Origin of the sequence: Erwinia sp. SLM-02, assembly GCF_037450285.1 — a bacterium.
In the GTDB taxonomy this organism is placed as follows: domain Bacteria; phylum Pseudomonadota; class Gammaproteobacteria; order Enterobacterales; family Enterobacteriaceae; genus Erwinia.
Genome location: NZ_JAQISN010000001.1, coordinates 1,446,802 through 1,471,015, shown reverse-complemented (window position 1 = coordinate 1,471,015; position 24,214 = coordinate 1,446,802). Strand labels below are relative to the sequence as shown.

The window sequence follows — 24,214 nt, the reverse complement described above, 5'->3', positions numbered from 1 at the left end:
GTCAGGCAGCGCGCGGTGCGCTGCCGGTACGCGGGCTATTTCAGCCCGCGATGATGCAGCATCGGTTCTATTTGTGGCTCACGCCCCAGCCAGCGATGGAACAGCGGCTGCAGGTCGCTGCTGTTGCCGCGCGAGAGGATCATATCGCGAAAGCGCTGGCCGTTTTCAGCGGTCAGCCCGCCGTGCTCCTCAAACCAGGCATAGCCATCATCCGCCAGCATCTGCGTCCACAGATAAGCATAGTAACCGGCGGCATAGCCGTTGCCCCAAATGTGCTGGAAATAGCTGGAGCGATAGCGCGGCGGCACCGCCGGCAGGTCCAGCCCTTCCTGCTGTAACGCCCGCTGCTCAATGACGTCGGCCTGCTGCAGCGGCGCATCCGCCGCCAGCAGATGCCAGTGCTGGTCGAGCAGCGCCGCCGCCAGCAGCTCGCTCATATCGTAGCCTTTGTTAAATTTACTGGCGGCCTGCATCCGCTGGCGCAGCGCGTCGGGCATCGGTTCGCCGGTCTGATAGTGCCGCGCATAGTGGCTGAACACCTGATCATTGCTGGCCCAGTGCTCGTTAATCTGCGACGGAAACTCAACGAAGTCGCGCGGCGTATTGGTCCCGGACAGGCTGGCGTAGCGCTGTTCGGCAAAAATACCGTGCAGCGCGTGGCCGAATTCGTGGAACAGGGTGATCACCTCATCCCAGGAAAGCAGCGCCGGATGCCCTTCCGCCGGTTTGGTGTAGTTAGCGACGTTGTAAATTACCGGTTTGGTGCCGGACAGGGTCGACTGCTCAACAAAATTGCCCATCCAGGCACCGCCGCCCTTGTTATCGCGGCGGAACCAGTCGGTATAGAACAGCGCCAGCGGGCTGCCGTCCTTATCCAGCACCTCATAAACCCGCACGTCGGGATGATAAACCGGAATATCCGTTCGCGGTTTAAAGGTGATGCCGTACAGCTGCGTGGCGGCATAAAACACGCCGTTTTCCAGCACGCTGTTCAGTTCAAAATAGGGATTGAGCTGGGCGTCATCAAGGTCGTACTGTTCACGCCGGACCTGCTCGGCGTAGTACAGCCAGTCCCACGGCGCGAGGTTAAATCCGCCGTGCTGGCGGGTAATGATTTGCTGAATATCGTCGGTCTCGCGCTTTGCCCGACCGCTGGCGGCCGGGACGATCTGGCGCATGAAGTCCAGCGCGGCCTGCGGGGTTTTCGCCATCTGGTCCTGCATTTTCCACGCGGAAAAACTGTCAAACCCCAAAAGCTTCGCCTGCCGGGCGCGCACCTGCGCCAGCCGGGCAATCACCTCACGCGTATCGTTTTCATCGCCCTTCTCCGCCCGCGTCCAGGCGGCGTTGAACAGCGCCTGACGGGTGCTGCGGTCGTCAAGGGACTGAAGCGCGGGCTGCTGCGTGGTGTTTTGCAGCGCCAGCAGCCACTGGGAGTGCAGTCCGCGCGCTTCCGCCGCCGCATGGGCAACGGCGATTTCCGCCTCGCTCAGCCCGGCAAGCTGCTGGCGGTCGGTCACGGCCAGGCCTCCGGCCTTGGTTGCCGCCAGCAGCCGTCGGGTAAAGCGGCTGCTGAGCGTCGCCGATTCCTGGTTCAGCGCTTTTAGCTCGGTTTTTTCCGCGTCGTTAAGCCGTGCCCCGGCCAGCTGAAACGCCTGCCAGGTGACCTCAACCAGCCTTAGCGACTCGTCATCCAGCGACAGCTGCTCACGCTGCTGATACACCGCATCCAGGCGGGTAAAGAGCGCCGCATTGAGGTGAATTTCATCGTCCAGCGCGGCCAGCTTCGGTGAAATGTCCTCGTCCAGCGCCTGCAGCGCATCGCTGGTGTTGCCCGCGGTCATTGCGTTGAATACGCCATAGACGCGGCGCAGGCTTTCGCCGCTCTGCTCCAGTGCCAGATAGGTATTGTTGAAATCGGCCGGTGCCGGGTCAGCCGCAATCTCAGCGACCTCAGCACGCTTCTGCCCGATGGCGCTTTCCAGCGCGGTGCGATAGTCGTCATCCTGGATCTGGTCGAATGGCGGTGCCTGGTAAGGCAGCGTGCTGGCCTGGCTGAAGGGGTTATCCTTACGGGTGGACATCGACGAATTCTCCTTAAACGATTCTGCCGCCAGCAGCGATGGCACGCCGGCGCTCAGTGCCATAACTATGGCGTAAATGGCGGATTTACTACGCATTTCCCTGCTCTCCTGCTCCCTGTTGCACGCCTCCCAGAATAAACGTGGAAACGCGCAGGAAGCAATGCCTTCCTGCGCGCTGAATTCTGCCAATAACGGAAGAGCTTATGCGGCCCGCTGCGATTTTTCACACTGCCAGACGCAGCGCCCATCCACCCAGGTTGCGGCAATATTCCGGTCGTCGCCCAGCGTCATCAGCACAAACAGCTTTTCCCAGATGTCGCGACTGTTGCCGTAACGCAGCGTTTGCAGCGCGGATACCGCCGGATCGATAACCACGAAATCGGCTTCTTTGCCCGGCATAAAATTGCCGATGTGCGGATCCAGATCCAGCGCTTTCGCCCCGCCGAGCGTCGCGTGGTAAAAGGCTTCGCAGGCCGAGAGTTTGTAGCGCTGCAGCTGGCCCACCTTGTAGGCCTCGCCCAGGGTTTGCAGCATACTGAAGGTGGTGCCGGCACCGACATCGGTCCCGACGCCCATCTTCACGCCTTTCTGCCAGCAGGTTTTCAGATCGAACAAACCGCTGCCGAGGAACAGATTCGAGGTCGGGCAGAAGGCGACGGCGGAATCGGTATGGTGCAGGCGGTCCCATTCGTCATCTTCCAGATGCAGGCAGTGGGCAAACAGACTGCGGCGGCCGGTCAGCTGATACTGATGATACACATCCAGATAGCCGCTGTTTTCCGGGAACAGTGCCTTCACCCAGGCAATCTCCTGCGGATTTTCGCTCAGATGCGTGTGTAGCCAGACATCCGGAAACTCCTCGCGCAGCTGGCGCACCTTTTCCAGCAGCTGCGGGGAGGACGTGGGCGCGAAACGCGGCGTCAGCGCATAGCTCAGGCGGCCTACGTTGTGCCAGCGGGCGATCAGTTCACGCGTCTGACGATAGCTCTGCTCCGGCGTTTCGATCAGCGCTTCCGGCGCATGGCGATCCATCATCACCTTTCCGGCAATCAGGCGCATCCCCAGGCCGTTGGCGGCGGAGAACAGCGCGTCGACCGACTCCGGATGTACGGTGCCGAACACCAGCGCGGTGGTGGTGCCGTTGCTTAACAGCTGCTGCAGAAAGAACGCCGACATGCGTTCGGCATGCTGCGGGCAGTGGTACTGGCTCTCGACCGGGAACGTGTACTGGTTCAGCCACTCCAGCAGCTGTTCGCCAAAGGCACCGATCATCTCGGTCTGCGGATAGTGGATGTGCGTATCGACAAACCCCGGAACGATCAGTTTACCGCGGTAGTCGGTAAGCTCGCATCCCTGCGGCAGCCGTCCCTCCTCCCAGGGGCTGAGCGAGACGATTTCCCCGCCGTTGAGCAACAGCAGGCCATCTTCGAGGTAACGGGCGGCCTCCGGGAGTTCATCCGGTGCGGCCACCGTCCGGGTGATATCAAAAAAGCTGCCGCGAACGGCGTGGCTACAGGCTGCTGACATAATTGATCCTTTTAGCACCGCGGAAAATCCGCCCCGCCACTAGCGGGAAATGTGCTGGTTAATGAGAGCTGAACAGAATGAACGATCTTTTTTTAAAAGCGCATCCGACTGTTTTGCAATATTCATACCAGCGCGGTTATTTTTTTAAATCGCTTTAAATCAATAAGTTATATTATATTTTGATAATTTTCGGATTTATTGTGCATTTGTTCGCAGGCAACCGTTTGCGTATTTAAAGGCAAACGGTTGCTGTCGATTCGCAATAAGCCCTTTCGCTGAAAGCGGCATCAGCGGGGCATTCCCGGCACTTTAATAAGGCAACGCCTGCGGCAATCGCACCATGCTGGTGCAACATTTTCTTATTAATCATAACCATTCGCTTCTTACCACTCCCGCCATGAGATGGTATGGTGATCCCCGCTGCATGAGGGAATTTTCCGGGTGATGAAGCCCTATTTTGTGTTGAGGAACAGTGAGATGATCGTATTTGTTACCGGCGCGACAGCCGGTTTTGGTCAGAGCATTACCCGTCGTTTTATCGCGCAGGGCCATAAGGTGATTGCCACCGGCCGCCGCCAGGAACGCCTGGACGCGCTGAAAGAGGAACTCGGCGAAAATGTCTACACCCTGAAACTCGACGTGCGCGACCGCGCGGGCATCGATGATGCGCTGAGCAACCTGCCCGCCGAATGGCGCAATATTGATGTGCTGGTCAACAACGCCGGACTGGCGCTGGGCATTGAGCCTGCACAGCGCGCCAGCCTTGATGACTGGGAAGATATGATCGACACCAACAATAAAGGGCTGGTGTATATGACGCGAGCTATCCTGCCGGGTATGGTGGAGCGCAACGTCGGTCATATCATCAATCTGGGTTCGATTGCCGGTAGCTGGCCGTATCCGGGCGGCAATGTTTACGGAGCCACCAAAGCCTTCGTGCGCCAGTTCAGCTTTAACCTGCGTACCGACCTGCACGGCACCGCGCTGCGCGTGACCGATATTGAGCCAGGCCTGGTCGGCGGCACCGAGTTTTCCAACGTGCGCTTTAAAGGCGATGATGCCCGTGCCGACGGGGTATACGATGGGGCCGTGCCGCTGACGCCGGAAGATGTGACCGAAGCGGTCTGGTGGGTCGCCACGCTGCCTGCGCACGTCAACATCAGCGCCCTGGAGATGATGCCGGTTGGCCAGAGCCAGGCCGGTCTGCGCGTGCACAAATCCTGATTTGCTGCGCGTTGCATGCTCCCGCGTCAGGCGGGAGCTGTCAGCAGGTCAGCAGGAGCTGTTTAAGCGTCTCCATCCCCGACTACACCGTTTTCCCCCAGCCCGCCACAATGATCAGCATGCCGCAAAACGCCACCGCCGCGCCTACCCAGTCCCAGCTACTCAGCTTTTCGCCGTCAACAACCCGCAGCCAGATCAGCGCCGTCACCACATAGACCCCGCCGTAAGCGGCATAGACCCGGCCGCTGGCCGCCGGATGCAACGTCAGCAGCCAGACAAAAATCATCAGGCTCAGCGCGGCCGGAAGCAGCAGCCAGGGCGAACCGCCTTTTTTCAGCCACAGCCAGGGTAAAAAGCAGCCAATAATCTCAGCCAGCGCCGTAGCAAAAAAGACAAAAATAGTCATAAACATCGGGGCAAATCTCTCCATTTCATCAACGAGCACGCCGGGCTAATGGCGTTCATTTGAGGGCTGATGATATACTTTGTGCGAACGTCTGCGTAGCCGCTTATGAATGCTTCGCGTCTGGTAAAGAAAGGAAACAATGAATGAAGTCACTACAGCAACGTCTTACCCGAACCACCCTGCCACTGCTTTTGCTGGCTGCGCTTTTCTCCGTGCAACACACTGCGCAGGCCCGCACCGATCGTCTGGTGATTGAAAATGGTGACAATTCGCTGAGCAAGGAACAGGCTCGCCAGGAAAAAGAGCAGTGGGACGCTACCCATCGCCTGCGTGGCAAAGTGAATAATCGCGTTGAGAAAGAGTTTGATAAAGTCGATCGCGCCTTTGATACCCGTGACGGCTGCGAAAAAAGCCTGAACGTGAACGCCTACTGGGAGCCTAATACCCTGCGCTGCCTGGATCGCCGTACCGGGCGTCCCGTTGCGCCGTAAGCGTCTTTGAGGGTCTGCCGTACCGGGTGCGTTGGGCCTTAACTCAACCCGAGCGCTGTCCGCGACATTTTTGACTTATAATTACCGCTGTTCTCACGCAAAAGGATGAAATGATGAAAGGTTCTAAGTGGATGTTAACCGCCCTGCTCGTTGTCAGCCCGCTGGCCGTTCAGGCATCTTGCGAAAGCGTCAAGGCTGATATTAGTCAGAAAATCATCAACAACGGCGTACCCGAATCCGGCTTCTCGCTGGATATCGTGCCTAACGATCAGGCCGAACAGGCGGGTGGTCAGGTGGTCGGCCATTGCGAGAGCGATACGCAAAAAATCGTCTACAAACGCAACGGTAACGACGGCGAAAGTAACGTTCCGGCCAGCGCCGGGACTTCACAGGACGCCCCGGCTCAGTGATCCCTCTCCGCTGGCGGAGCGCACAGCGCCTCGCCAGCGGCTGCCCCGTCAGTGCGGTTTTTGTACCGGAACCAGCCGCGACATCGCCAGACTGCCTAACGCAATAACCAGCGACACCGCAAACACCCAGTGTAACGAATGCGCGATCTCCGTCAGGATCATTTCCAGCCTGGCGGGCGCCAGCTGCTCACGACCGGCGGGCGACATCACCTGCTGTACCGGATCGCTGAACTGCGGTAAGCGCAGCAGCAGATTATAGTTCAGCACCGCGCCCATCACCGCCGTCCCCAATGCCGACCCCAGCATACGACTGAACATCACCGAGGCGGTACAAATCCCCCGGATCTCATACTGCGCGGTATTCTGAACCGCAATCAGGAAGGTGGTGCTGGTCATCCCCATTCCCGTACCGATGACAAACGCCGACAGGCCGGCATGCCAGACCGGGCTTTCACGATGCAGGAACAAAAGCAGCGCCGTTCCCGCAATCAGCAGCAGTGAACCCAGCTGCGCGGTGAAACGATACGAGGTACGCTGCATCAGTCTGCCGCTTAACGTACTGGCCAGCGGCCAGCCGATCGACATCATCGCCAGCGCACTTCCGGCCTGCAAAGGCGATCCGCCATTAACGCCCTGGATCCAGGCAGGCAGAAAGGCGCTGATGCCCATCATGGCTGCGCCAATCAGCAGGTTGCCGACGTTGCCTGCCAGCAGCGTGCGGGTGCGCCAGATCGCCAGCGGAAACAGCGGCTCACTCGAATGACGCTCGTGGCGTACCAGCCTCCATCCGGCAAGCAGCGCCAGCACGATCGGCAGCACCGTCCAGAAGCCCAGCGATTCCGCCTGTAATAATCCGGTAAGCAACGCGGTGACGGTCAGCATCAGCCAGCAGCTGCCGGTGAAATTTATCCGCTGTTCGCATTTCTCGCGGCTTTCCGGGAAGAAGCGCACCAGCAGCAGCATTGAAATAATGCCTATCGGCACGTTAACCCAGAAAACCAGCGCCCAGTTGAAATGCTGCACCAGCCATGCCCCGGTTAACGGGCCGACGATCGCTGCCACGCCCCACACGCTGGAAAGCCAGCCCTGCACGCCCGCGCGCTCTTTGGGTGGGTATACGTCGGCAATGATCGTTGAGGTCAACGGCATAATGGCCCCGGCACCCAACCCCTGGAAAGCGCGAAACAGGATCAGCCAGCCCATGCTGCTGGCAAATCCACAGAGTATTGACCCCAGCAGAAACAGCCCGGCACCGATAAAGAATACCCGCTTGCGCCCCCACATATCGGCCAGCCGCCCGTAAATGGGGACGGTGACGGCCTGGGTCAGCAGATAAATTGAAAACACCCAGCCAAACTGTGAGAAGCCGCCCAGCTCGGTCACGATGGTGGGCATAGCCGTGGCGACGATGGTGACTTCTATCGCTGCCATGAACATCGACAGCATGCAGGCGATCAGCACCCAGTGACGCCGGGTGACGATGTTAATTGTATTCTCTGACATGGGATTCCTTTTCGTTGCTTCCCTGCTAAGTGTGTACCAAATTTTGCCGTGGAGTTTTCGGATTGTGCGCTCTGCATAAGTGACAACGTCACTAATGACATCAACGGTTATCCGTTCTTCTGTGAGGTCAGTACGGGATTAAAGCAAGATAAGGTAAGGATAGTAAACGAAAAGCGTGGCTTTTTGCGGCGTGGGTTCAAAGATTCATGCTGCCGGGGCGAACTCTTTTACCGGTTCGCCCACGTTACAGGATTTATAAATTCAGCGGCGACAGATCGAAATAGCGTGACAGGTCACGCGTTTCCGCACGGGGCAGATAAGGGAGCTCGCCCAGCAGCGGCGCGGGGATTTTATCCTGCAGGACGTGAATAATTTCCGCATAGTGCGCCAGGCCCGGGTTGATTCGGTTAGCAACCCAACCGAGCAGAGGCAGCCCGTCGTGCAGTATCGCCTGCGCGGTCAGCAGCGCGTGGCTGACGCATCCCAGCTTGATGCCCACGACCAGGACGACCGGCATCTGCTCCTGAACCACCCAGTCGGACAGCGGCCGCCGATCGCTCATTAAGCTCCGCCAGCCGCCGGTTCCTTCCGTCACCACATAATCAGCCTGTTCATCCAGCGCATGCAGCCCGCTGCTCAAAGTGGAGTAGCTAAACGACTGAAGGCTGGTGCTGATTTCATCATCAAGCAGCGTCACCGGATTAATGGCCTGATAAGGCAGCTGAAGGGAAGAAGACGCCTGCAGTACCAGTGCATCTTTATTACGCGGCCCCTCTTCCGTTTGCTGGCTGCTTTTCGCAACCGGCTTGTAGCCAACGGCATGCTTGCCGCCAGCGGCGAGGGTTTGCAGCATCCCTCGTGAAACCACCGTTTTACCGACCTCAGTATCGGTTCCGGTGACAAAAAAACGTCTATGCATGAACAGCTCCAGTCGGCCCTGTCTGGCCCACAGCTAAACTTTTGAAAGTAATGGAGCGAAAATTGTAGGGCAGCGCCTGGCGGCGTAGATTGCGTTGGCGCAATATTTAGTGGATTCGTTATCCCTGCAGTAATTTGATCAGCAGCGAGCCGTTATAAAGTGCATCTTTAACCAGCGCCGCACCGGGCATGGTTCCCTGGTTGAGAAACTCGGTGGGCTCTACCGACAGCGTGGCGCCGTAGTCGGGCAGCGACTGCTGCTGGATGCAGGCGTCGATGGCCGGGAATAATATCGCGTGTGCGCGGTTAAGCGGGGAGCCGATCAGGATTTTCTGCGGATGAAACAGGTTCACCATAATGGCCAGAATGCGGCCAATGCTGCCGCCGACGCCGGTGATAATATCGCAGGCCAGCTGATCACCGCCGAGCGCCGCGTCGCACAGGGTTTCAATGGACAGCGGCTGATTGTGCAATGAGGAACTCATAGACGCCTGCATCCGCTGGGCGGCAAGCTCCAGCATGTTCTCGGTGCTGGCGACGGTTTCCAGGCAGCCGTGATTGCCGCAGTAGCAGAGTTTTCCCCAGGGATCGACCTGCGTATGGCCGATCTCCACCAGCGTTGCGCCCCCGCCGTGCAGCAGCCGGCCGCCGGTAATCACCCCGGCACCGACGTTATGATCGATAACTACCTGCAGCACATCGCTGGCATCGCGCGAGGCGCCAAACAGCGATTCCGCCATGGTCCAGGCGCAAATATCGTGCTGAATGAAGACCGGCAGCCCGGTTCTCAACTGCAGTTCCGGCCCCAGCGGCATATCATCAACCTGGTAAAACGGCATGCGGTGGACAATGCCGGCCTGACCGTTGACTCTGCCCGGCAGGGTGATCGCGATGGCCGTCAGTCGCTCTAACAGGCTTTGATGGATGACGAAGAACCGATCGATAACATGGATAATACGCTGAAGCAGCGGTTCAGGATCGGCGGGCGGCAGTGCAAACTGCTGTTCTACAACCAGTTTGCTGCTTAAATCCCGCAGGGCGATGGTGATATCGCCTTTGCCGATGCGCACCGAAAGAAAATGCCAGGCTTCCGTATCCAGTACCAGCCCGACGGCGGGACGGCCGCGGCTGCCCGGCTCCTGGAATTCGGTTTCTTTCACCAGATGCGCTTCCAGCATTTCCCTGACAATCTTGGTAATACTGGCGGGGGCCAGCTGCGCCTTTTTTGACAGTTCAATGCGCGAGATAGGGCCAAACCGGTCGATAAGCCGATAGACCGCACCGGCATTGGTCTGTTTGATCTGGTCAATATGACCAGGCTGATTGTCCGCAATCACACCCCAGCTCCCGCTTATTTTCACGCTTCAAAATAAAGCTTACCGCTCATGGTGAAACACTTCGCACACAAGGTCAAATATTTGATTCGATATGTGATTTGCAGCACATAAACCACAGAATAGCGCTCATGTTTTCCACGATTTAGTCGTCGGGGAGCAGCAGTGACATCATTGCGGACATTACTGCCGGACGCTCCCGCAGTCGCGACCAGACCAGCCAGACCTGCGACAGCGCATCCCGTTCCTGCAGGGGGATCCAGACGACGTCCGCCAGCCGAACCCGGCGGAAAGACGCGGGTAAAATTGACACGCCCAGCCCGGTGGAAACCAGGCCGATAATCGTCATCGCTTCGCCCACTTCCTGCGCGATATTCGGCTCAATCTGATAGCGCTGAAGCAGGGTTAAAATCTCCGTATACAGCGCGGTGCCGACCTGGGGATCGAAAAAAACAAACGGCTCTTTCGCCAGTTCGCCCACGCTTATCTCCTCGCGTCCGGCCAGCCGGTGATCGCGGTGAACCAGCGCATACATCGGCTCCTGCAGGATCAGCTGATGGTCCAGCGTCTCCGGTAGCGGCGTGTTGCGCATCACCCCCAGATCCAGCCGCCCGTCAATCAGCGGAGCAAGCTGCTGGCGGGTGTTGATCTCCTGCATTTGCAGGTGGACGGCCGGATAGCGCTGGCGAAAAGTAAACAGCGCGTCGGACACCACGCTGATAAACGGCGCGGAAGACGTAAAACCTATGCGCAGCTCCCCCTCATCGCCGCGATGCAGTCGCGCCGCTTTATCAGCCGCCTGAGCAACGCCCTGCAGAATTAAGCGGGCATCCAGCAGAAACTGCCTTCCGGCGGCCGTCAGGCGCACGCTGCGGTTGGTCCGGGCAAACAGCCTGGCCCCTATTTCCTGTTCAAGGATCTGGATTTGCTGGCTCAGCGGCGGTTGGGAAATATTTAGCCGCTGCGCGGCGCGGCCGAAATGCAGCTCTTCAGCAACGGCAATAAAATAGCGCAGGTGGCGAAGCTCGATATTCATATTTTAAACATATCATTTGAGATAATTAATATATTAGACATCATAATAGGTTTTTCTTATCTTTTCCATGGAGATACCCAGCCCACCCGCTAAGGAACCTGAAGTGAATCGCTCAACGCATGCCGCTACGCTTGAAGAGCCTGCCAGCCGCCTCGCCCCCCGCTATAACCCCGCCAGCGTTTACATCAACCGCGGGTCGCCGCAGTTTATGCGCGTCACGCTGGCTTTGTTTTCCGCCGGGCTGGCCACCTTCGCCCTGCTCTACTGCGTCCAGCCCATTTTGCCGGTGCTGTCTCAGGAGTTTGGCGTTACGCCTGCCAGCAGCAGTATTTCCCTCTCCATCGCGACCGGATTCCTCGCGCTGGGCATGCTGTTCACCGGCCCGCTTTCCGATGCGCTGGGCCGCAAGCCGGTGATGGTGACATCGCTGATGCTGGCGGCGATTTTCTCGCTGCTGTCATCAACGATGACCAGCTGGCACGGCATTCTGGTTATGCGTGCGCTGACCGGTCTGTCGCTCAGCGGCGTGGCGGCGGTGGGAATGACCTATCTCAGCGAGGAGATCAGCCCCACGGTGGTCGCCTTTTCAATGGGGCTGTACATCAGCGGCAACTCCATCGGCGGGATGAGTGGACGCCTGTTCAGCGGCATCATTACCGATTACAGCAGCTGGCGCGTCGCGGTGGCGGTGATTGGCTGTTTCGCACTGGCTTCCGCAGTGATGTTCTGGAAAATTCTGCCGGACTCGCGGCACTTCCGCCCCACGCCCCTGAAACCGCGTACGCTGGCGATTAATTTCCGCCTTCACTGGCGCGACAGCGGGCTGCCTCTGCTGTTCGCAGAAGGTTTTCTGCTGATGGGATCTTTCGTTACGCTGTTTAACTATATTGGCTATCGCCTGCTGGCTCCGCCCTATTCGCTGAGCCAGGCCGTGGTAGGTCTGCTGTCGGTGGTGTATCTCACCGGTTCATGGAGCTCGCCAAAAGCGGGCGCAATGACGGTGAAATATGGCCGTTCACCGGTACTGCTGTTTTCGACCCTGGTGATGCTGAGCGGCCTGCTGATTACGCTGTTCAGCAATGTCTGGCTTATTCTGCCGGGCATGATGCTGTTCACCGCCGGATTCTTCGCCGCGCACTCCGTCGCCAGCGGCTGGATTGGACCGCGTGCACGCCGGGCTAAAGGCCAGGCCTCTTCCCTCTATCTGTTCAGCTACTATCTGGGCTCCAGCGTTGCCGGTACGCTGGGCGGCGTGTTCTGGCATAACTTTGGCTGGCTGGGCATTACCGCGTTCATCAGCGTCATGCTGCTGCTGTCTCTGCTGGTCGCGGCCAGGCTGCACCATAAAAAGCTGTAATCTGTTCCCTCTTCCGGGCCGATGTCCCTGCATCGGCCCTTTTCCTGTTTTCTTCTGCTGAAAAAAACGCACGCCGGTGTTGATATGAGCGCCTCTGCTCACTATACTCATTAGTATGTTGTAACTAATGAGGTTGCGATGAATCAGTATCATGCCGTAGAAGACCTGCACCACTGCGTGGCGGAGCTGGAGTCCGGGCTTAACGACCTGCAGCAACAGATCCTCACCTTACGCCTGCTGGCCGCCCGCGTTTTTGAGCTGCCCGCCGTGGAAAAAGGGAAAGAGTCCGACCCGATGACGCAGATCGCCGTGGAGCAACGCGTCGGTCAGGCCGCCCGGGATCGCGCGCTGGCGCATTACTGCCGCCTGTTTATGCAGCACCAGTCGGAAAAAATCAGCACCAAGTCCGCCGTTCGCCTGCCCGGCGCGCTGTGCCTGCAGGCGGATGCCGGGCAGTCTGCCCTGCTTCACCAGCAGGTTGAACGGGTTAACGGGTTAAAGAAACGGCTGGAAAAAATCATCACCGTCGACTCCGGCCTGCCCAGCGAAGAACGGTTTGAATTCGTACACGCGCACCAGCGTGGACTGATCACCCTCAATGCCTACCGGACGATTACGCTGCTGGATAATCCCGACTCGGTGCGCTTCGGCTGGGCCAACAAACATATTATTAAAAACGTCAGCCGCGATGAGATGCTGGAAAAACTGCAGAAAAGCCTGAACGCCGGGCGCGCCGTCGCCCCGTGGAGCCGCGAGCAGTGGGCGGAAAAGGTGGCGCAGGAAATAGAGTCCATCAAATCCCTGCCCAATACGGCGCGGTTGAAAATCAAGCGCCCGGTGAAGGTCCAGCCTATCGCCCGGGTATGGAACAGCGATACGCAAAAGCAGACCCAGCTGGCCTGCCCCTCTCCGCTCATCGTGCTGTGCAAGGATACGGCCAGCGTTCCCGTGCTGGGCGAACTGCTCAACTATGATGCGGATAACGTTAATCATCGCCACAAGCCGCTGGCCCAGCCGCTGTTTATGCTGATCCCCCGGCTGTATCTCTATACCGATCGCCTCGCCTGATGCCCGTCTGCCGGGCGATGCGAGCGCATAAAAAAAGCCAGGCAGATGCCTGGCTTATGCTGAACGCAAAGGCGCATCAGACTTTCATGCTGCCCACCATCTCTTCCGGGCGCACCCACGCATCAAACTCTTCTTCCGTCAGGTAGCCGAGCTTCAGCGCCGAGCCTTTCAGCGTCAGCCCTTCCTTATGCGCTTTCTTGGCGATCTCGGCGGCCTTGTCGTAGCCGATGTGGGTATTCAACGCGGTCACCAGCATCAGCGACTCGTTCAGCAGCTGGGTGATGCGGTCACGATTCGGCTCGATACCCACCGCGCAGTGGTGATTGAAACTGTCCATGCCGTCGGCCAGCAGGCGCACCGACTGCAGGAAGTTGTGGATCACCATCGGGCGATAAACGTTAAGCTCGAAGTTACCGGACGCGCCGCCGATGTTCAGCGCCACATCGTTACCCATCACCTGACAGCAAAGCATGGTCAGCGCTTCACACTGCGTCGGGTTCACTTTACCCGGCATGATTGAGCTGCCCGGCTCGTTTTCCGGGATGGCGATTTCGCCGATGCCGCAGCGCGGACCGGAAGAGAGCCAGCGCACGTCGTTGGCAATTTTCATCAGCGACGCCGCCAGGCCTTTCAGCGCGCCGTGCGCATGCACCAGCGCATCGCAGGTGGCCAGCGATTCAAACTTGTTTGGCGCGGTAACAAACGGCTGTTTGGTTAAATCGGCCAGCTCTTTCGCCACGCGTACCGCGTATTCCGGGTGGGTGTTGAGGCCGGTGCCCACGGCGGTGCCGCCCAGCGCCAGCTCGGCGACGTGAGGAATGCTCTGTTCGATATGCTTCAGGCTGTGTGCCAGCATGGCAACCCAGCCGGAAATTTCCTGGCCCAGCGTCAGCGGCGTGGCATCCTGCAGGTGGGTACGACCAATTTTCACGATGTCTTTATAGGCTTCGGCCTTATCGTTCAGCGTTTTTTGCAGCACTTTCAGCTGCGGCAGCAGGTGTTCCTGCACGGCAACAACCGCAGCAACATGCATCGCCGTCGGGAAGACATCGTTGGAGCTCTGGCTTTTATTCACATCGTCGTTGGGATGAACCAGGCGCGACATGCCGCGCTCACCGCCAAGAATTTCGCTGGCGCGGTTGGCAAGCACCTCATTCATGTTCATGTTGGTTTGCGTACCGGAACCGGTCTGCCAGATGGCGAGAGGGAATTCAGCCGCGTGCCTGTCGGCCAGCACTTCATCCGCTGCGCTGATAATCGCGCCGGCACGGTCACCCGGCAGCAGGCCGAGATCGTTGTTCACCTTTGCTGCGGCGCGCTTGGTCAGCGCCAGAGCATAAACCAGTTCGACGGGCATTTTTTCCGTTGAGATGCGAAAGTGTTCCAGTGAACGTTGGGTCTGCGCGCCCCAAAGTTTATCAGCCGGTACTTCGATAGGTCCCATTGAGTCTTTTTCAATGCGGTGGGCTGCCATTCCTCTCTCTCCTTTAGCACAAACATATGATTTAAATGGCCCGTTTTTGCTAACCGGCGGCCAGATACTGCGGGCCATATTTTTGCATACAACTATTTAACATTATGCGACTCATTCGCGTTTATTGCACTCCGATTGTTTTAAAGCGGATTTTTCGGATTGTCTTCCAGGGTATTCTTTCGGTATTACTATCGGCAATTAGCTACCTGAACAGGGTTTAACAGGGACACATCATGCAAAAATTAATCAATTCGCTGCAAAATTATGCCTGGGGAAGTAAAACGGCGCTGACCGAGCTGTACGGCATTGAGAATCCATCGCAGCAGCCGATGGCGGAGCTGTGGATGGGCGCGCACCCGAAAAGCTCCTCACAGGTTATCGTGGAGGGTGCCCCGCAGTCGCTGCGCGAGGTGATTGCCGCTGATAAAACCGCGCTGCTGGGCGAAGCCGTGGCGAAACGTTTTAATGAGCTGCCCTTCCTGTTCAAAGTGCTGTGTGCCGATCAGCCGCTGTCCATTCAGGTGCATCCCAGCAAATCTGCCGCGATTGAAGGCTTTGCCCGCGAAAATGCGGCGGGGATCCCGATCGACGCCGCTAACCGCAACTATAAAGATGATAACCATAAGCCGGAGCTGGTCTACGCGCTGACCCCGTTCCAGGCGATCAACGGCTTCCGCCCGCTGCCGGAAATCGCCAGCCTGCTGCTGCCGGTTGCCGCTGCGCACCCGGCGATTGAGAAATTTATCCAGTCGCCGAATGCGGCAAACCTGTCCGAACTGTTTGCCAGCCTGCTGTCAATGGACGGTGACGTGAAGGCGCACGCGCTGGCTGTTCTGCGCGAACAGCTGACCGCCGATGCGGGCGAACCGTGGCAGACCATCAGCAGCATCGCCGAGGTTTACCCTGACGACAGCGGGCTGTTTTCCCCTCTGCTGCTGAACGTGATTGAGCTGCAGCCGGGTGAAGCGATGTTCCTGTTCGCCGAAACCCCGCACGCCTACCTGAACGGCGTGGCGCTGGAGATTATGGCCAACTCCGACAACGTTCTGCGCGCAGGCCTGACGCCAAAATACATTGATATTCCCGAGCTGCTGGCCAACCTTAAGTTCGTCGAAAAACCGGCCAACACGCTGCTGACGGTGCCGGTTCAGCAGGGAAACACCCAGACTTTCCCGATCCCGGTTGAGGATTTTGCGTTCGCTATCCATACCCTGACCGCCGAGCCGCTGAGCGTTGAACAGCAGAGCGCGGCGATTATTTTCTGTATTGAAGGAGAGGCCGAGCTGGCCAGCGGCGAACAGCAGCTCACCCTGAAGCCGGGTGAATCCGCCTTTGTGGCCGCCAGCGAATCGCCGGTTACCCTGAGCGGAAGCGGTCGCGTTGCGCGTGCGTTTAACGATCTGGCTAATTGCGGCTGACGTATTGCGCCATAATTGCTAATATTATTGAAGTTATTCCACAAAAACGCCGTAAGGCGTTTTTTATTCGCCACTATGTTGCCTGCAGGGTTTGAAGCGGTTAACCGGCGTTCGTGAATCAAAAAGGACGACTTACAGATGAAAAAAACCAAGATTGCCGTCGGCGTGGTCATTGCCCTGGGCGTTATCTGGACCGGAGGCGCCTGGCTTACCGGTAAGCAGCTGGAAAAAAACATGGATCGGCTGGTACAGCAAGCGAACGCGCAGATTCGCGATACGGCTCCGGAAAGCCGCCTGCAGCTGAGCTATCAGGATTATCAGCGCGGCCTGTTCAGCAGCACCGTGCGTCTGATTCTTCAGTCCAGTTCACAAACGGAAGATAACTCCATTCTGAAGCCCGGCCAGAGCATTGTGATGAAGGAAACCATCGATCACGGTCCCTTCCCGCTGGCCCAGCTGAAAAAATTCAACCTGATCCCGAGCATGGCTTCGGTGCACAGTGAGTTAGAGAATACCGATCCGGTCAAGAAGCTGTTCGAGATCGCCAAGGGTCAGTCCATCGTTCAGGTTGAAACCCGTATTGGCTACAGCGGCAGCACGGATTCCGATGTGCGCCTGCTGCCGGCCGATTACAGCAATGTGCAAACCGGCGAGCGCTTTGCCTTCAACGGCGGTACGCTGACGATCGCCGCGGACTCGAAAGGCGACGCGGTTAAGTTCGACGGTAATATCGACAGCGTCTCCATCGCCAGCAAAAACGAGCTGGAGATGCCGGTGCTGTTCACCATTAACGGCCTGAAGCTGGATGCTAACAGCCACCTCAGCCCGGAAGGTCTGCGCATTGGCGATCAGAATCTGGCGTTGAAAAAGCTGAGCGCAACGGTCAGTGATAAAGAAGCACTGACGCTGGAGAATCTGAACGGTAAATCGACCTTTGATTCAAAGGATAATCGCGTTTCAGGCCAGATTGATTACACCCTGGATAGCCTTAAGCTGCAGGGCCAGGACTTCGGCCACGGGAAGCTGTTAATCAAACTGGCCGACTTTGACGGCAAGGCGATGAAGCAGTTCTCCACGCAGTACAACAATCAGGTGATGGCGCTGACCAGCGATCCGGCGATTCAGAATAACCCGGAAGTTTATCAGCAGCGCGTGAGCGAACTGCTGGCGGCCAACCTGCCGCTGCTGCTGAAGGGTAATCCTTCGGTGACCGTCGCCCCGCTGAGCTGGAGCAATGATAAAGGCGAGAGCAGTTTCAATCTTGCCGTGCAGTTTAAAGATCCTGCCGCGGCCACCGCACCTGCTCAGACCGTGGGTCAGCAGGTGGATAATGTGCTGAAATCCCTGGACGGTAAGCTGCAGATCTCGATGGATATGGCGACCGAGATGATGACGCATGTGGCGATGACCGAAGGCTATGATAAGGATCAGGCTGGCAAGCTGGCTGATCAGCAGGTTAAAGGTCTGGCCGCGATGGGTCAGATGTTTAAGCTGACCACGCAGAAGGATAATAATATTCTGACCACGCTGCAGTACGCCACCGGTCAGGTGACGATGAACGGTGAGAAGATGCCGCTGGAGCAGTTCCTGTCGCGTTATATGCTGGGTGGTGGTGAAGAGGTTCCGGCTCAGTCCCCGGAAGCACAGCCGCAGGTAGCACCTGAAGCGCAGCCACAGGTTGCTCCGCAGAACTGATTTCGGTAGAGATCCAGAACTGCAAAACCGCTATCTTTTGATGGCGGTTTTTTTATGTCTGGGGCTGGGGAGCGGTGTATGGGGTTCAGCCTCTGCTGCTGCTTCAGGGCGGTCCTCGCGCCGTGCGAAGCACGGTCCCTTCGGTTACGCCATTGCGCCGAACGGATCGGCCAGGATTGAACATCCCTGTTCAAACCCGGCCTGACGCCAGCATCCCTGCTGTCGTCTCCTGGCTCAATGTCTCCACCTCAGCGCTGCGGATGCCCTTTCTCAGCAGCAGAGGCTGCCCCCATTCATCATTTCATCGCTTTTAGATTTAGACAAAAGCCACGTCTACGACCAAAGTGTTATTTCGCATGCGGTCAGTTTAAAGAGCAGACAATCAAATCGCGTCCGCTACAGTTTGGAAGTCATCTCGTTGTATGAGCAGCAATACCTTCAAACCATTTATTTTCAGCCAACGCAGAAGTCAGAGAGCAGGCTGGCTGTGCCCCCGGTCGGGCGATCCGCAGCGCTGAACGCAGAGAGGAAACCAGGATTTGACCGCAGGGACGCGGGCAAAAGTCACAGCCGGGCCAGGACGGCCCGTCTGTGGCGCTCCGACCGGCTGACGAACGAAGTGAAGGCACCGCAACGCGGCGCGAGGACCCGCCCGACCGGGGGTTCGGCCAGCCAGCGCCTACTCCCAATCCGACAAACAACTCACCATCGATGCCCTGGTAACAGTAGCTAATTTCCTTAACGTTACAATGTCACTCAATACAAACGCTGGTCAGCGCTGGTTGAACCTTGTGGAGGGTGCAGCCTCTGCTGCTGCTTCAGGGCGGTCCTCGCGCCGCGTTGCGGTCCCTTTGGTTACGCCATTGCGCCGAACGGATCGGCCAGGATTGAACATCCCTGTTCAAGCCCGGCCTGACGCCAGCCTCCCTGCTGTCGTCTCCTGGCTCAATGTCTCCACCTCAGCGCTGCGGATGCCCTTACTCAGCAACAGAGGCTGCCCCAATTCATCATTTCATCGCTTTTAGATTTGGACAAAAGCTACGTCTACGACCAAAGTGTGATTTCGCATGCGGTCAGTTTAAAGAGCAGACAATCAAATCGCGTCCGCTACAGTTTGGAAGTCATCTCGTTGTACGAGTAGCAATACCTTCAAACCAGTTATTTTCAGCCAGCGCCTTCTCCGAAATTTGCAACCAATCTGGATCCTGATTCCAAAGTGGAATTCACAGTTAAAGCCGTTTAATTTTCAGGCAAAATAAAAGTCAGGAAGCAGGCTGGCCGTGCCCCCGAGCGGGCAATCCGCAGCGCTGAGCGCAGAGAGGAAGCCAGGATTCACCCGCATGGACGCGGGTGAAAGACACAGCCGGGCAGGACGCCCGTCTGTGGCGGTCCGACCGGCTGACGAACGGAGTGAAGGGACCGCAACGCGGCGCGAGGACCCGCCCGAACGGGGCACGGCCAGCCAGCGCTAACTCCCGACGCTGCAAACAACACAGCATAAAGAACCGGTCATACGTCTGAAACTGTCAGAGCAAACCTCGCTGTTATTGAAGCTGTATCTGAAGTTCAGTCTCTGCTGCCCCATTGATAATTTCATCGCTTTTCGCTTTCAGGCAATACAACAGTCAGAAAGCAGGCTGGCCGTGCCCCCGGGCGGGCAATCCGCAGCGCTGAACGTAGAAAGGAAGCCAGGATTTGACCGCAGGGACGCGGGCAAAAGTCACAGCCGGGCCAGGACGGCCCGTCTGTGGCGGTCCGACCGGCTGACGAGCGAAGTGAAGGGACTGCAACGCGGCGCGAGGACCCGCCCGACCGGGGGCACAGCCAGCCAGCTCCCGCTCCCGCCCCTGCAAACAACTCAAACAACTCAAACAACTCAAACAACCCAACACAGACGCCATTATCAGCGCTACTCACGCCCCTGCAAACAACCGTTTCGCCCAATAAACCAGCAACCGCACGCCCATTTGCGCAAATAACTGGTACTGTTGCGCAATAAGTTTTTATAATGCTCTGCACTTTTTCATCACCTCAAGAGTGCCGACCATGATCGACCGCCTGCTTCCCCTTACCGATATTCATCGCCACCTTGATGGCAACATTCGTGCGCAAACTATCCTCGACCTGGGCCGTGAATTTAACCTCACCCTGCCCGCCAGCACCCTGGAAACCCTGCGCCCGCACGTGCAGGTCATCGAAACCGAACCGGATCTGGTCAGCTTCCTCAACAAACTCGACTGGGGCGTTAAAGTCCTCGGATCGCTGGATGCCTGCCGCCGCGTGGCGCAGGAAAACGTTGAGGATGCCGCGCGCGCCGGTATCCACTACGCCGAACTGCGTTTCTCCCCGGGCTATATGGCAATGACCCATCACCTGCCGGTCGACGGCGTGGTCGAAGCGGTGATTGATGGCGTGAAGGCGGGCTGCGCCGCACACAATATCGACGTGCGCCTGATCGGAATTATGAGCCGCACCTTCGGGGAACAGGCCTGCCTGCGCGAGCTGGATGCCCTGCTGGCCCACCGCGACGGCATCACCGCGCTGGATCTGGCCGGTGATGAACTGGGCTTCCCGGGCAATCAGTTCCTCAGCCACTTCAACCGCGCGCGCGATGCCGGTTTGCGCATCACCGTGCACGCTGGCGAAGCCGCCGGAGCTGAAAGCATCTGGCAGGCGATTCGCGAGCTGGGGGCAGAACGTATCGGCCACGGCGTGAAGGCGATTGAGGATCGAGCACTGATGGATTATCTGGCGGCGAACGGCATCGGCATTGAATCCTGCCTGACCTCCAATATCCAGACCAGCACCGTGGCGTCGCTGGCGGGCCATCCGCTGAAAGCCTTCCTGGAACACGGCATTCTGGCCACCATCAACACCGACGACCCGGCGGTTCAGGGTATCGAGATTGGTCATGAATATGAGGTTGCCGCGCCGGCAGCCGGGCTGAGCCAGCAGCAGATGCGTACCGCGCAGGAGAACGGCCTGAAAATCGCCTTCCTGAACGAAGCGGAAAAAGCCGCGGTGCAGGCTCGCGTCGCGGGTTAATTTGCTCAGCAGGAAAATAAAAAAACTGCCGCCGCATGACGGATAGAGATCCGACAGGCGGCGGCAGTTATTAGGCATGTCACGTTCCGGATAAGTCCCGGCGGGCCAGATTAATTCAACGACAGTATCTTACGTTGACCGCCCAAATTAACCCCTGTCACAGGATCTACCCTGGGCGGCTCAGATTATCTCAGCGACAGAGTCTGGCGTTTCTCGGCAGACTGCAGGCCCAGCTCAATCAGCTCCATCACCTGAATCGCCTCTTCGGCTTTCACCGGGTTCTCACCCACGCCGTTCAGCGCGTCACGGATCGCCGCATAGTACGCCGGATAGTTGCCCGGAATGGTCAGCAGCGTTTTCTCCGCCAGCACGTCACCGTTGACCAGCGTCACCACGCCGTCGCGCATATCGTAGCCCCAGTCTTCCTGCGGCGGACGCGCGCCCGCTTTCAGCGCATCTTCCTGCGGGTCAAGGCCATATTTCACGTAGCTGCCCTGCGTGCCGTGGATCTGATAGCGCGGGGATTCCGCCGCCACCAGCATGCTGCCGTGCAGCACCACGCGGCGCTGAGGATAAATCAGCGTGGCGTGGAAATAGTCGGTAGTCTGCGCGCCGGGACGCAGCTCGGCGGTGTCGACGTTAATCGCTACCGGGGAACCGAACAGCTGCAGTGCCTGATCGATAAGATGCGGCCCCAGATCGTACCAGATGCCGCTGCCCGGGCCTTTCTGCTCGCGCCAGCGCTGTTTCACTTCCAGACGGAAACGATCGAAGTGCGACTCAAAGTAACGTACTTCACCGAGGGTTCCCTCAGCCAGCAGCGACTTGGCGGTGAGGAAGTCGCTGTCCCAGCGGCGGTTATGGAACACCGACAGCAGCAGACCTTTGGATTTTGCCAGCGCATCCAGCTCGCGTGCCTGTGACAGTGTCACGGTAAATGGTTTATCCACCACCACGTTTTTACCCGCATCCAGCGCGGCTTTCGCCAGCGGGAAGTGAGTGTCATTCGGGGTGGGAATGACGATCAGCTGGATGGTCGGATCGTCGAACAGCGCCTGAGGATCGGATACTACCTGCACCGAAGGCCAGTCGGCATGAACCTTGGCGGCATCGCTGCTGGAAACCGCCGCCAGCTCCATTTCTGCCGTTCCGGCAATCAGCGGCGCATGAAACGTCTTACTGGCGAAACCATAGCCCACCAGCCCTACACGTATTTTATCAGTCATCACTTTTCCTCATTGGTTACCCATTGATTTAAGACGATCGGCCCAGAGAGGACAAGCTGAAATCATTCTGATTTTTATTCATTAGCACGCCGCGGTACGTACCATGTTTCCTGAGCGACCAGCGCATCGTGCGCATCCAGGCTGCGGCGGCGGAAATCGCTGGGGCTGACGCCAACCCGTTTACGGAAGACGCGGGAAAAGTAAAGCTGGTCGTCATAGCCCACTTCACGCCCGATACTGGCGATGGGTTCCTGGGTAGTCTGCAGCAGCAGCCTGGCGCGGATCACCCGCTGGTCTTCGCGCCAGCGCAGCAGATTGACCCCCATCTGCTCGCGGAACAGGTGCGCCAGCCGCGAAGGCGACAGGCAGACGTGTTTGGCAACCTCTTCAATTTTCACCTCGGCCGCCAGGTTGCTGGTGACATACTGGCAGGCTTCAATCACCCGCGAGTCGCGGACCTGCTGATGGCTGCGCGGATCTTCCTCTACCGCACGCAGCAGCAGGCGCTCCAGCAGATTCATTGCCAGCTCTTCCGCGAAGCGTCGCCCGGAGTTATGGGTGTTTTCAATACTGGCGAACAGGCGGTCAAACTCCCCGCGCAGCGCTTCGGGAAGATGCAACCGCCCCACGCCCTGCACTTCGTCCTGAAACGACAGCCAGTCGCTCCAGTAGGCGCGCGGGCGGAAATAGACCCAGCGGTGATGCCAGGCGTCGCTGTCCGGCGAGCGGCCATAGTAGTGCGGGGTTTTCGGCTGGAACAGCAGCAGATCGCCCTCTTCGCAGTCGAAGGCGTTTTCGCCGTCGAAAATGCGTCCGCGCCCTTTCACCGTCAGATTAAGAATATAGCCCTTCATGCCGTGAGGCCGGTCGACGAAGAAATCGAGCGGCCCGTCGGCGTTAATCGGCGTCAGCCCGGCCACCAGCCAGGCACCGAACTGATAACCGGGTAAAAGCGGGTTAGATTGTGCGACCGGTGCCAGGCGATGGTACATAATGCGTCCCCTTATCAGGCTGCTTTATTTTTCTGTTTGTAGCGGTCAAAAATCACTGCTGCTAACAATATCAAACCGCGCACCACGTACTGTGAGAAAGGCGAGATATTCAATAAGTTCATAGCGTTTTCAACCGTCCCCAGGATCAGGACGCCCGCGATGACATAGGAAATTTTACCAATGCCGCCCTTCAGCGATACGCCCCCCAGCACGCAGGCCGAGATCACAATCAGCTCATAGCCAATCGAGGTCATCGGCTGGCCGCTGGTCATGCGCGAGGCCAGGATAATGCCCGCCGCCGCCGACACCAGGCCGGAGAGAATAAAGATGATGATCCGGGTACGCACCACCGGCACCCCGGCCAGGCGGGCAGCTTCTTCGTTGCCGCCGATAGCCAGCGTGTTGCGGCCAAAGGTGGTTTTATTCAGCAGGAAGGCAAACAGCGCAAGGGTGATAATCGTCAGCCACACCGGTGCCGGTACGCCAAGCCAGCTGGCGTAGCCCAGCGCAAAGAAGCGCTCGTCTTCAATGCCCACCGCTTTACCGTCGGAGAAAATATAGGCCAGACCGCGCACAATCTGCATGGTCGCCAGGGTGGTGATCAGCGCGTTGATTTTCAGCTTAGCGATGACGAAGCCGTTAACGAAGCCGCAGGCCACGCCGAGCAGCAGACCGGCACCGACCCCAATCCACAGGCTTTCGCTCAGGTTGATTACCACCGCGCAGGTCACACCCGCGCAGGCAATCACCGAAGCCACCGAGAGGTCGAAGTCACCGGAGGCCAGGCAGAACAGCATACCGCAGGCCACCATGCCGGACATGGAGATAGCCAGTCCCAGCCCTTTCATATTGATAAGGCTGGCGAAATTGGGCACAAACACCATACAGGCGAGGAACAGCGCGGCAAACACCACCAGCATGCCGAAGTTATCCCAGATGCGCCCAAAGCTCAGGCGCGACGGTGCCGCCGGAGCGGTCGTTGAAGTTGTCGAAGACATAGGTTTCT

19 protein-coding genes are annotated in these 24,214 nt (G+C 58.2%); 8 read left to right on the top strand and 11 right to left on the bottom strand.

Features of this window, described 5'->3' with window-relative positions; translation table 11 throughout:
- Positions 1-35: 35 nt before the first annotated feature.
- Both dcp and guaD read right to left on the bottom strand, forming a co-directional pair.
- Positions 36-2,180 (bottom strand): peptidyl-dipeptidase Dcp, encoded by a 2,145-nt coding sequence (gene dcp, locus PGH32_RS06815; protein WP_337893557.1) that lies wholly within the window; start codon positions 2,178-2,180, stop codon positions 36-38.
- 105 nt (positions 2,181-2,285) lie between these two features.
- On the bottom strand, positions 2,286-3,611 hold the full coding sequence (gene guaD / locus PGH32_RS06810) for a guanine deaminase (protein WP_337893556.1): 1,326 nt from the start codon (positions 3,609-3,611) through the stop codon (positions 2,286-2,288).
- 477 nt (positions 3,612-4,088) lie between these two features.
- Here guaD and ydfG point away from each other — a divergent pair, with 477 nt between their 5' ends.
- Entirely contained in the window at positions 4,089-4,835 is a 747-nt protein-coding gene (gene ydfG, locus PGH32_RS06805; protein ID WP_314420097.1) for a bifunctional NADP-dependent 3-hydroxy acid dehydrogenase/3-hydroxypropionate dehydrogenase YdfG, read from the top strand.
- Between the two features lie 82 nt (positions 4,836-4,917).
- On the opposite strand, the gene PGH32_RS06800 is transcribed toward ydfG, so the two are convergent.
- Positions 4,918-5,247 (bottom strand): YnfA family protein, encoded by a 330-nt coding sequence (locus tag PGH32_RS06800; protein ID WP_314420095.1) that lies wholly within the window; start codon positions 5,245-5,247, stop codon positions 4,918-4,920.
- Positions 5,248-5,384: 137 nt separating this feature from the next.
- Between PGH32_RS06800 and PGH32_RS06795 the strand changes: the two genes are divergently transcribed.
- Positions 5,385-5,732 carry a DUF1283 family protein gene (locus PGH32_RS06795; protein WP_314420093.1) on the top strand — a complete coding sequence of 116 codons (348 nt, stop codon included), beginning with the start codon at positions 5,385-5,387 and terminating at the stop codon, positions 5,730-5,732.
- A 110-nt stretch (positions 5,733-5,842) separates the two neighbouring features.
- On the top strand, positions 5,843-6,142 hold the full coding sequence (locus PGH32_RS06790; RefSeq protein ID WP_443112742.1) for a DUF1161 domain-containing protein: 300 nt from the start codon (positions 5,843-5,845) through the stop codon (positions 6,140-6,142).
- 48 nt (positions 6,143-6,190) lie between these two features.
- Here PGH32_RS06790 and PGH32_RS06785 read toward each other — a convergent pair whose 3' ends face one another.
- From PGH32_RS06785 to PGH32_RS06770, 4 genes are all read right to left on the bottom strand, one after another.
- Entirely contained in the window at positions 6,191-7,645 is a 1,455-nt protein-coding gene (locus PGH32_RS06785; RefSeq protein WP_337893555.1) for an MDR family MFS transporter, read from the bottom strand.
- 253 nt (positions 7,646-7,898) lie between these two features.
- Positions 7,899-8,564, bottom strand: a complete 666-nt coding sequence (bioD, locus tag PGH32_RS06780) for a dethiobiotin synthase (RefSeq protein ID WP_314420087.1) — start codon at positions 8,562-8,564, stop codon at positions 7,899-7,901.
- Positions 8,565-8,682: 118 nt separating this feature from the next.
- The gene (mlc, locus tag PGH32_RS06775) at positions 8,683-9,900 is read right to left on the bottom strand and encodes a sugar metabolism global transcriptional regulator Mlc (RefSeq protein ID WP_337893554.1); all 1,218 of its coding nucleotides are present in this window, start codon (positions 9,898-9,900) and stop codon (positions 8,683-8,685) included.
- Between the two features lie 142 nt (positions 9,901-10,042).
- Positions 10,043-10,933, bottom strand: a complete 891-nt coding sequence (locus PGH32_RS06770) for a LysR family transcriptional regulator (protein ID WP_314420083.1) — start codon at positions 10,931-10,933, stop codon at positions 10,043-10,045.
- 103 nt (positions 10,934-11,036) lie between these two features.
- On the opposite strand from PGH32_RS06770, the gene PGH32_RS06765 reads away from it, so the two are divergent.
- On the top strand, positions 11,037-12,290 hold the full coding sequence (locus tag PGH32_RS06765; RefSeq protein WP_314420080.1) for an MFS transporter: 1,254 nt from the start codon (positions 11,037-11,039) through the stop codon (positions 12,288-12,290).
- A 138-nt stretch (positions 12,291-12,428) separates the two neighbouring features.
- A complete protein-coding gene (gene tus, locus PGH32_RS06760; protein ID WP_337893552.1) occupies positions 12,429-13,358 on the top strand; it encodes a DNA replication terminus site-binding protein in 930 nt (309 codons plus the stop codon).
- Positions 13,359-13,434: 76 nt separating this feature from the next.
- Here the strand turns inward: tus and fumC are convergent, their stop codons facing one another.
- Positions 13,435-14,832, bottom strand: a complete 1,398-nt coding sequence (gene fumC, locus PGH32_RS06755; protein WP_314420074.1) for a class II fumarate hydratase — start codon at positions 14,830-14,832, stop codon at positions 13,435-13,437.
- A gap of 233 nt (positions 14,833-15,065) precedes the next feature.
- On the opposite strand from fumC, the gene manA reads away from it, so the two are divergent.
- From manA to add, 3 genes are all read left to right on the top strand, one after another.
- Positions 15,066-16,250 carry a mannose-6-phosphate isomerase gene (gene manA, locus PGH32_RS06750; protein WP_337893551.1) on the top strand — a complete coding sequence of 395 codons (1,185 nt, stop codon included), beginning with the start codon at positions 15,066-15,068 and terminating at the stop codon, positions 16,248-16,250.
- 138 nt (positions 16,251-16,388) lie between these two features.
- A complete protein-coding gene (locus tag PGH32_RS06745; protein WP_314420069.1) occupies positions 16,389-17,945 on the top strand; it encodes a YdgA family protein in 1,557 nt (518 codons plus the stop codon).
- A gap of 2,046 nt (positions 17,946-19,991) precedes the next feature.
- A complete protein-coding gene (gene add, locus PGH32_RS06740; RefSeq protein ID WP_337893550.1) occupies positions 19,992-20,990 on the top strand; it encodes an adenosine deaminase in 999 nt (332 codons plus the stop codon).
- A gap of 185 nt (positions 20,991-21,175) precedes the next feature.
- Here the strand turns inward: add and PGH32_RS06735 are convergent, their stop codons facing one another.
- The 3 genes from PGH32_RS06735 to araH form a co-directional block, all read right to left on the bottom strand.
- Positions 21,176-22,216, bottom strand: coding sequence for an oxidoreductase (locus tag PGH32_RS06735; protein WP_123330269.1), 1,041 nt, complete (start codon positions 22,214-22,216; stop codon positions 21,176-21,178).
- Between the two features lie 74 nt (positions 22,217-22,290).
- Complete coding sequence (araC, locus tag PGH32_RS06730; RefSeq protein WP_314420064.1) at positions 22,291-23,208, bottom strand: arabinose operon transcriptional regulator AraC; 918 nt, start codon at positions 23,206-23,208, stop codon at positions 22,291-22,293.
- A 14-nt stretch (positions 23,209-23,222) separates the two neighbouring features.
- The gene (gene araH, locus PGH32_RS06725; protein ID WP_314420063.1) at positions 23,223-24,206 is read right to left on the bottom strand and encodes an L-arabinose ABC transporter permease AraH; all 984 of its coding nucleotides are present in this window, start codon (positions 24,204-24,206) and stop codon (positions 23,223-23,225) included.
- Positions 24,207-24,214: the final 8 nt, after the last annotated feature.

Coding starts and splice junctions, on each gene's coding strand:
- dcp (WP_337893557.1), bottom strand. CDS start 2,180: ATGCGTAGTAAATCCGCCATTTACGCCATAGTTATGGCACTGAGCGCC.
- guaD (WP_337893556.1), bottom strand. CDS start 3,611: ATGTCAGCAGCCTGTAGCCACGCCGTTCGCGGCAGCTTTTTTGATATC.
- ydfG (WP_314420097.1), top strand. CDS start 4,089: ATGATCGTATTTGTTACCGGCGCGACAGCCGGTTTTGGTCAGAGCATT.
- PGH32_RS06800 (WP_314420095.1), bottom strand. CDS start 5,247: ATGTTTATGACTATTTTTGTCTTTTTTGCTACGGCGCTGGCTGAGATT.
- PGH32_RS06795 (WP_314420093.1), top strand. CDS start 5,385: ATGAAGTCACTACAGCAACGTCTTACCCGAACCACCCTGCCACTGCTT.
- PGH32_RS06790 (WP_443112742.1), top strand. CDS start 5,843: ATGATGAAAGGTTCTAAGTGGATGTTAACCGCCCTGCTCGTTGTCAGC.
- PGH32_RS06785 (WP_337893555.1), bottom strand. CDS start 7,645: ATGTCAGAGAATACAATTAACATCGTCACCCGGCGTCACTGGGTGCTG.
- bioD (WP_314420087.1), bottom strand. CDS start 8,564: ATGCATAGACGTTTTTTTGTCACCGGAACCGATACTGAGGTCGGTAAA.
- PGH32_RS06770 (WP_314420083.1), bottom strand. CDS start 10,933: ATGAATATCGAGCTTCGCCACCTGCGCTATTTTATTGCCGTTGCTGAA.
- tus (WP_337893552.1), top strand. CDS start 12,429: ATGAATCAGTATCATGCCGTAGAAGACCTGCACCACTGCGTGGCGGAG.
- fumC (WP_314420074.1), bottom strand. CDS start 14,832: ATGGCAGCCCACCGCATTGAAAAAGACTCAATGGGACCTATCGAAGTA.
- manA (WP_337893551.1), top strand. CDS start 15,066: ATGCAAAAATTAATCAATTCGCTGCAAAATTATGCCTGGGGAAGTAAA.
- PGH32_RS06745 (WP_314420069.1), top strand. CDS start 16,389: ATGAAAAAAACCAAGATTGCCGTCGGCGTGGTCATTGCCCTGGGCGTT.
- add (WP_337893550.1), top strand. CDS start 19,992: ATGATCGACCGCCTGCTTCCCCTTACCGATATTCATCGCCACCTTGAT.
- PGH32_RS06735 (WP_123330269.1), bottom strand. CDS start 22,216: ATGACTGATAAAATACGTGTAGGGCTGGTGGGCTATGGTTTCGCCAGT.
- araC (WP_314420064.1), bottom strand. CDS start 23,208: ATGTACCATCGCCTGGCACCGGTCGCACAATCTAACCCGCTTTTACCC.
- araH (WP_314420063.1), bottom strand. CDS start 24,206: ATGTCTTCGACAACTTCAACGACCGCTCCGGCGGCACCGTCGCGCCTG.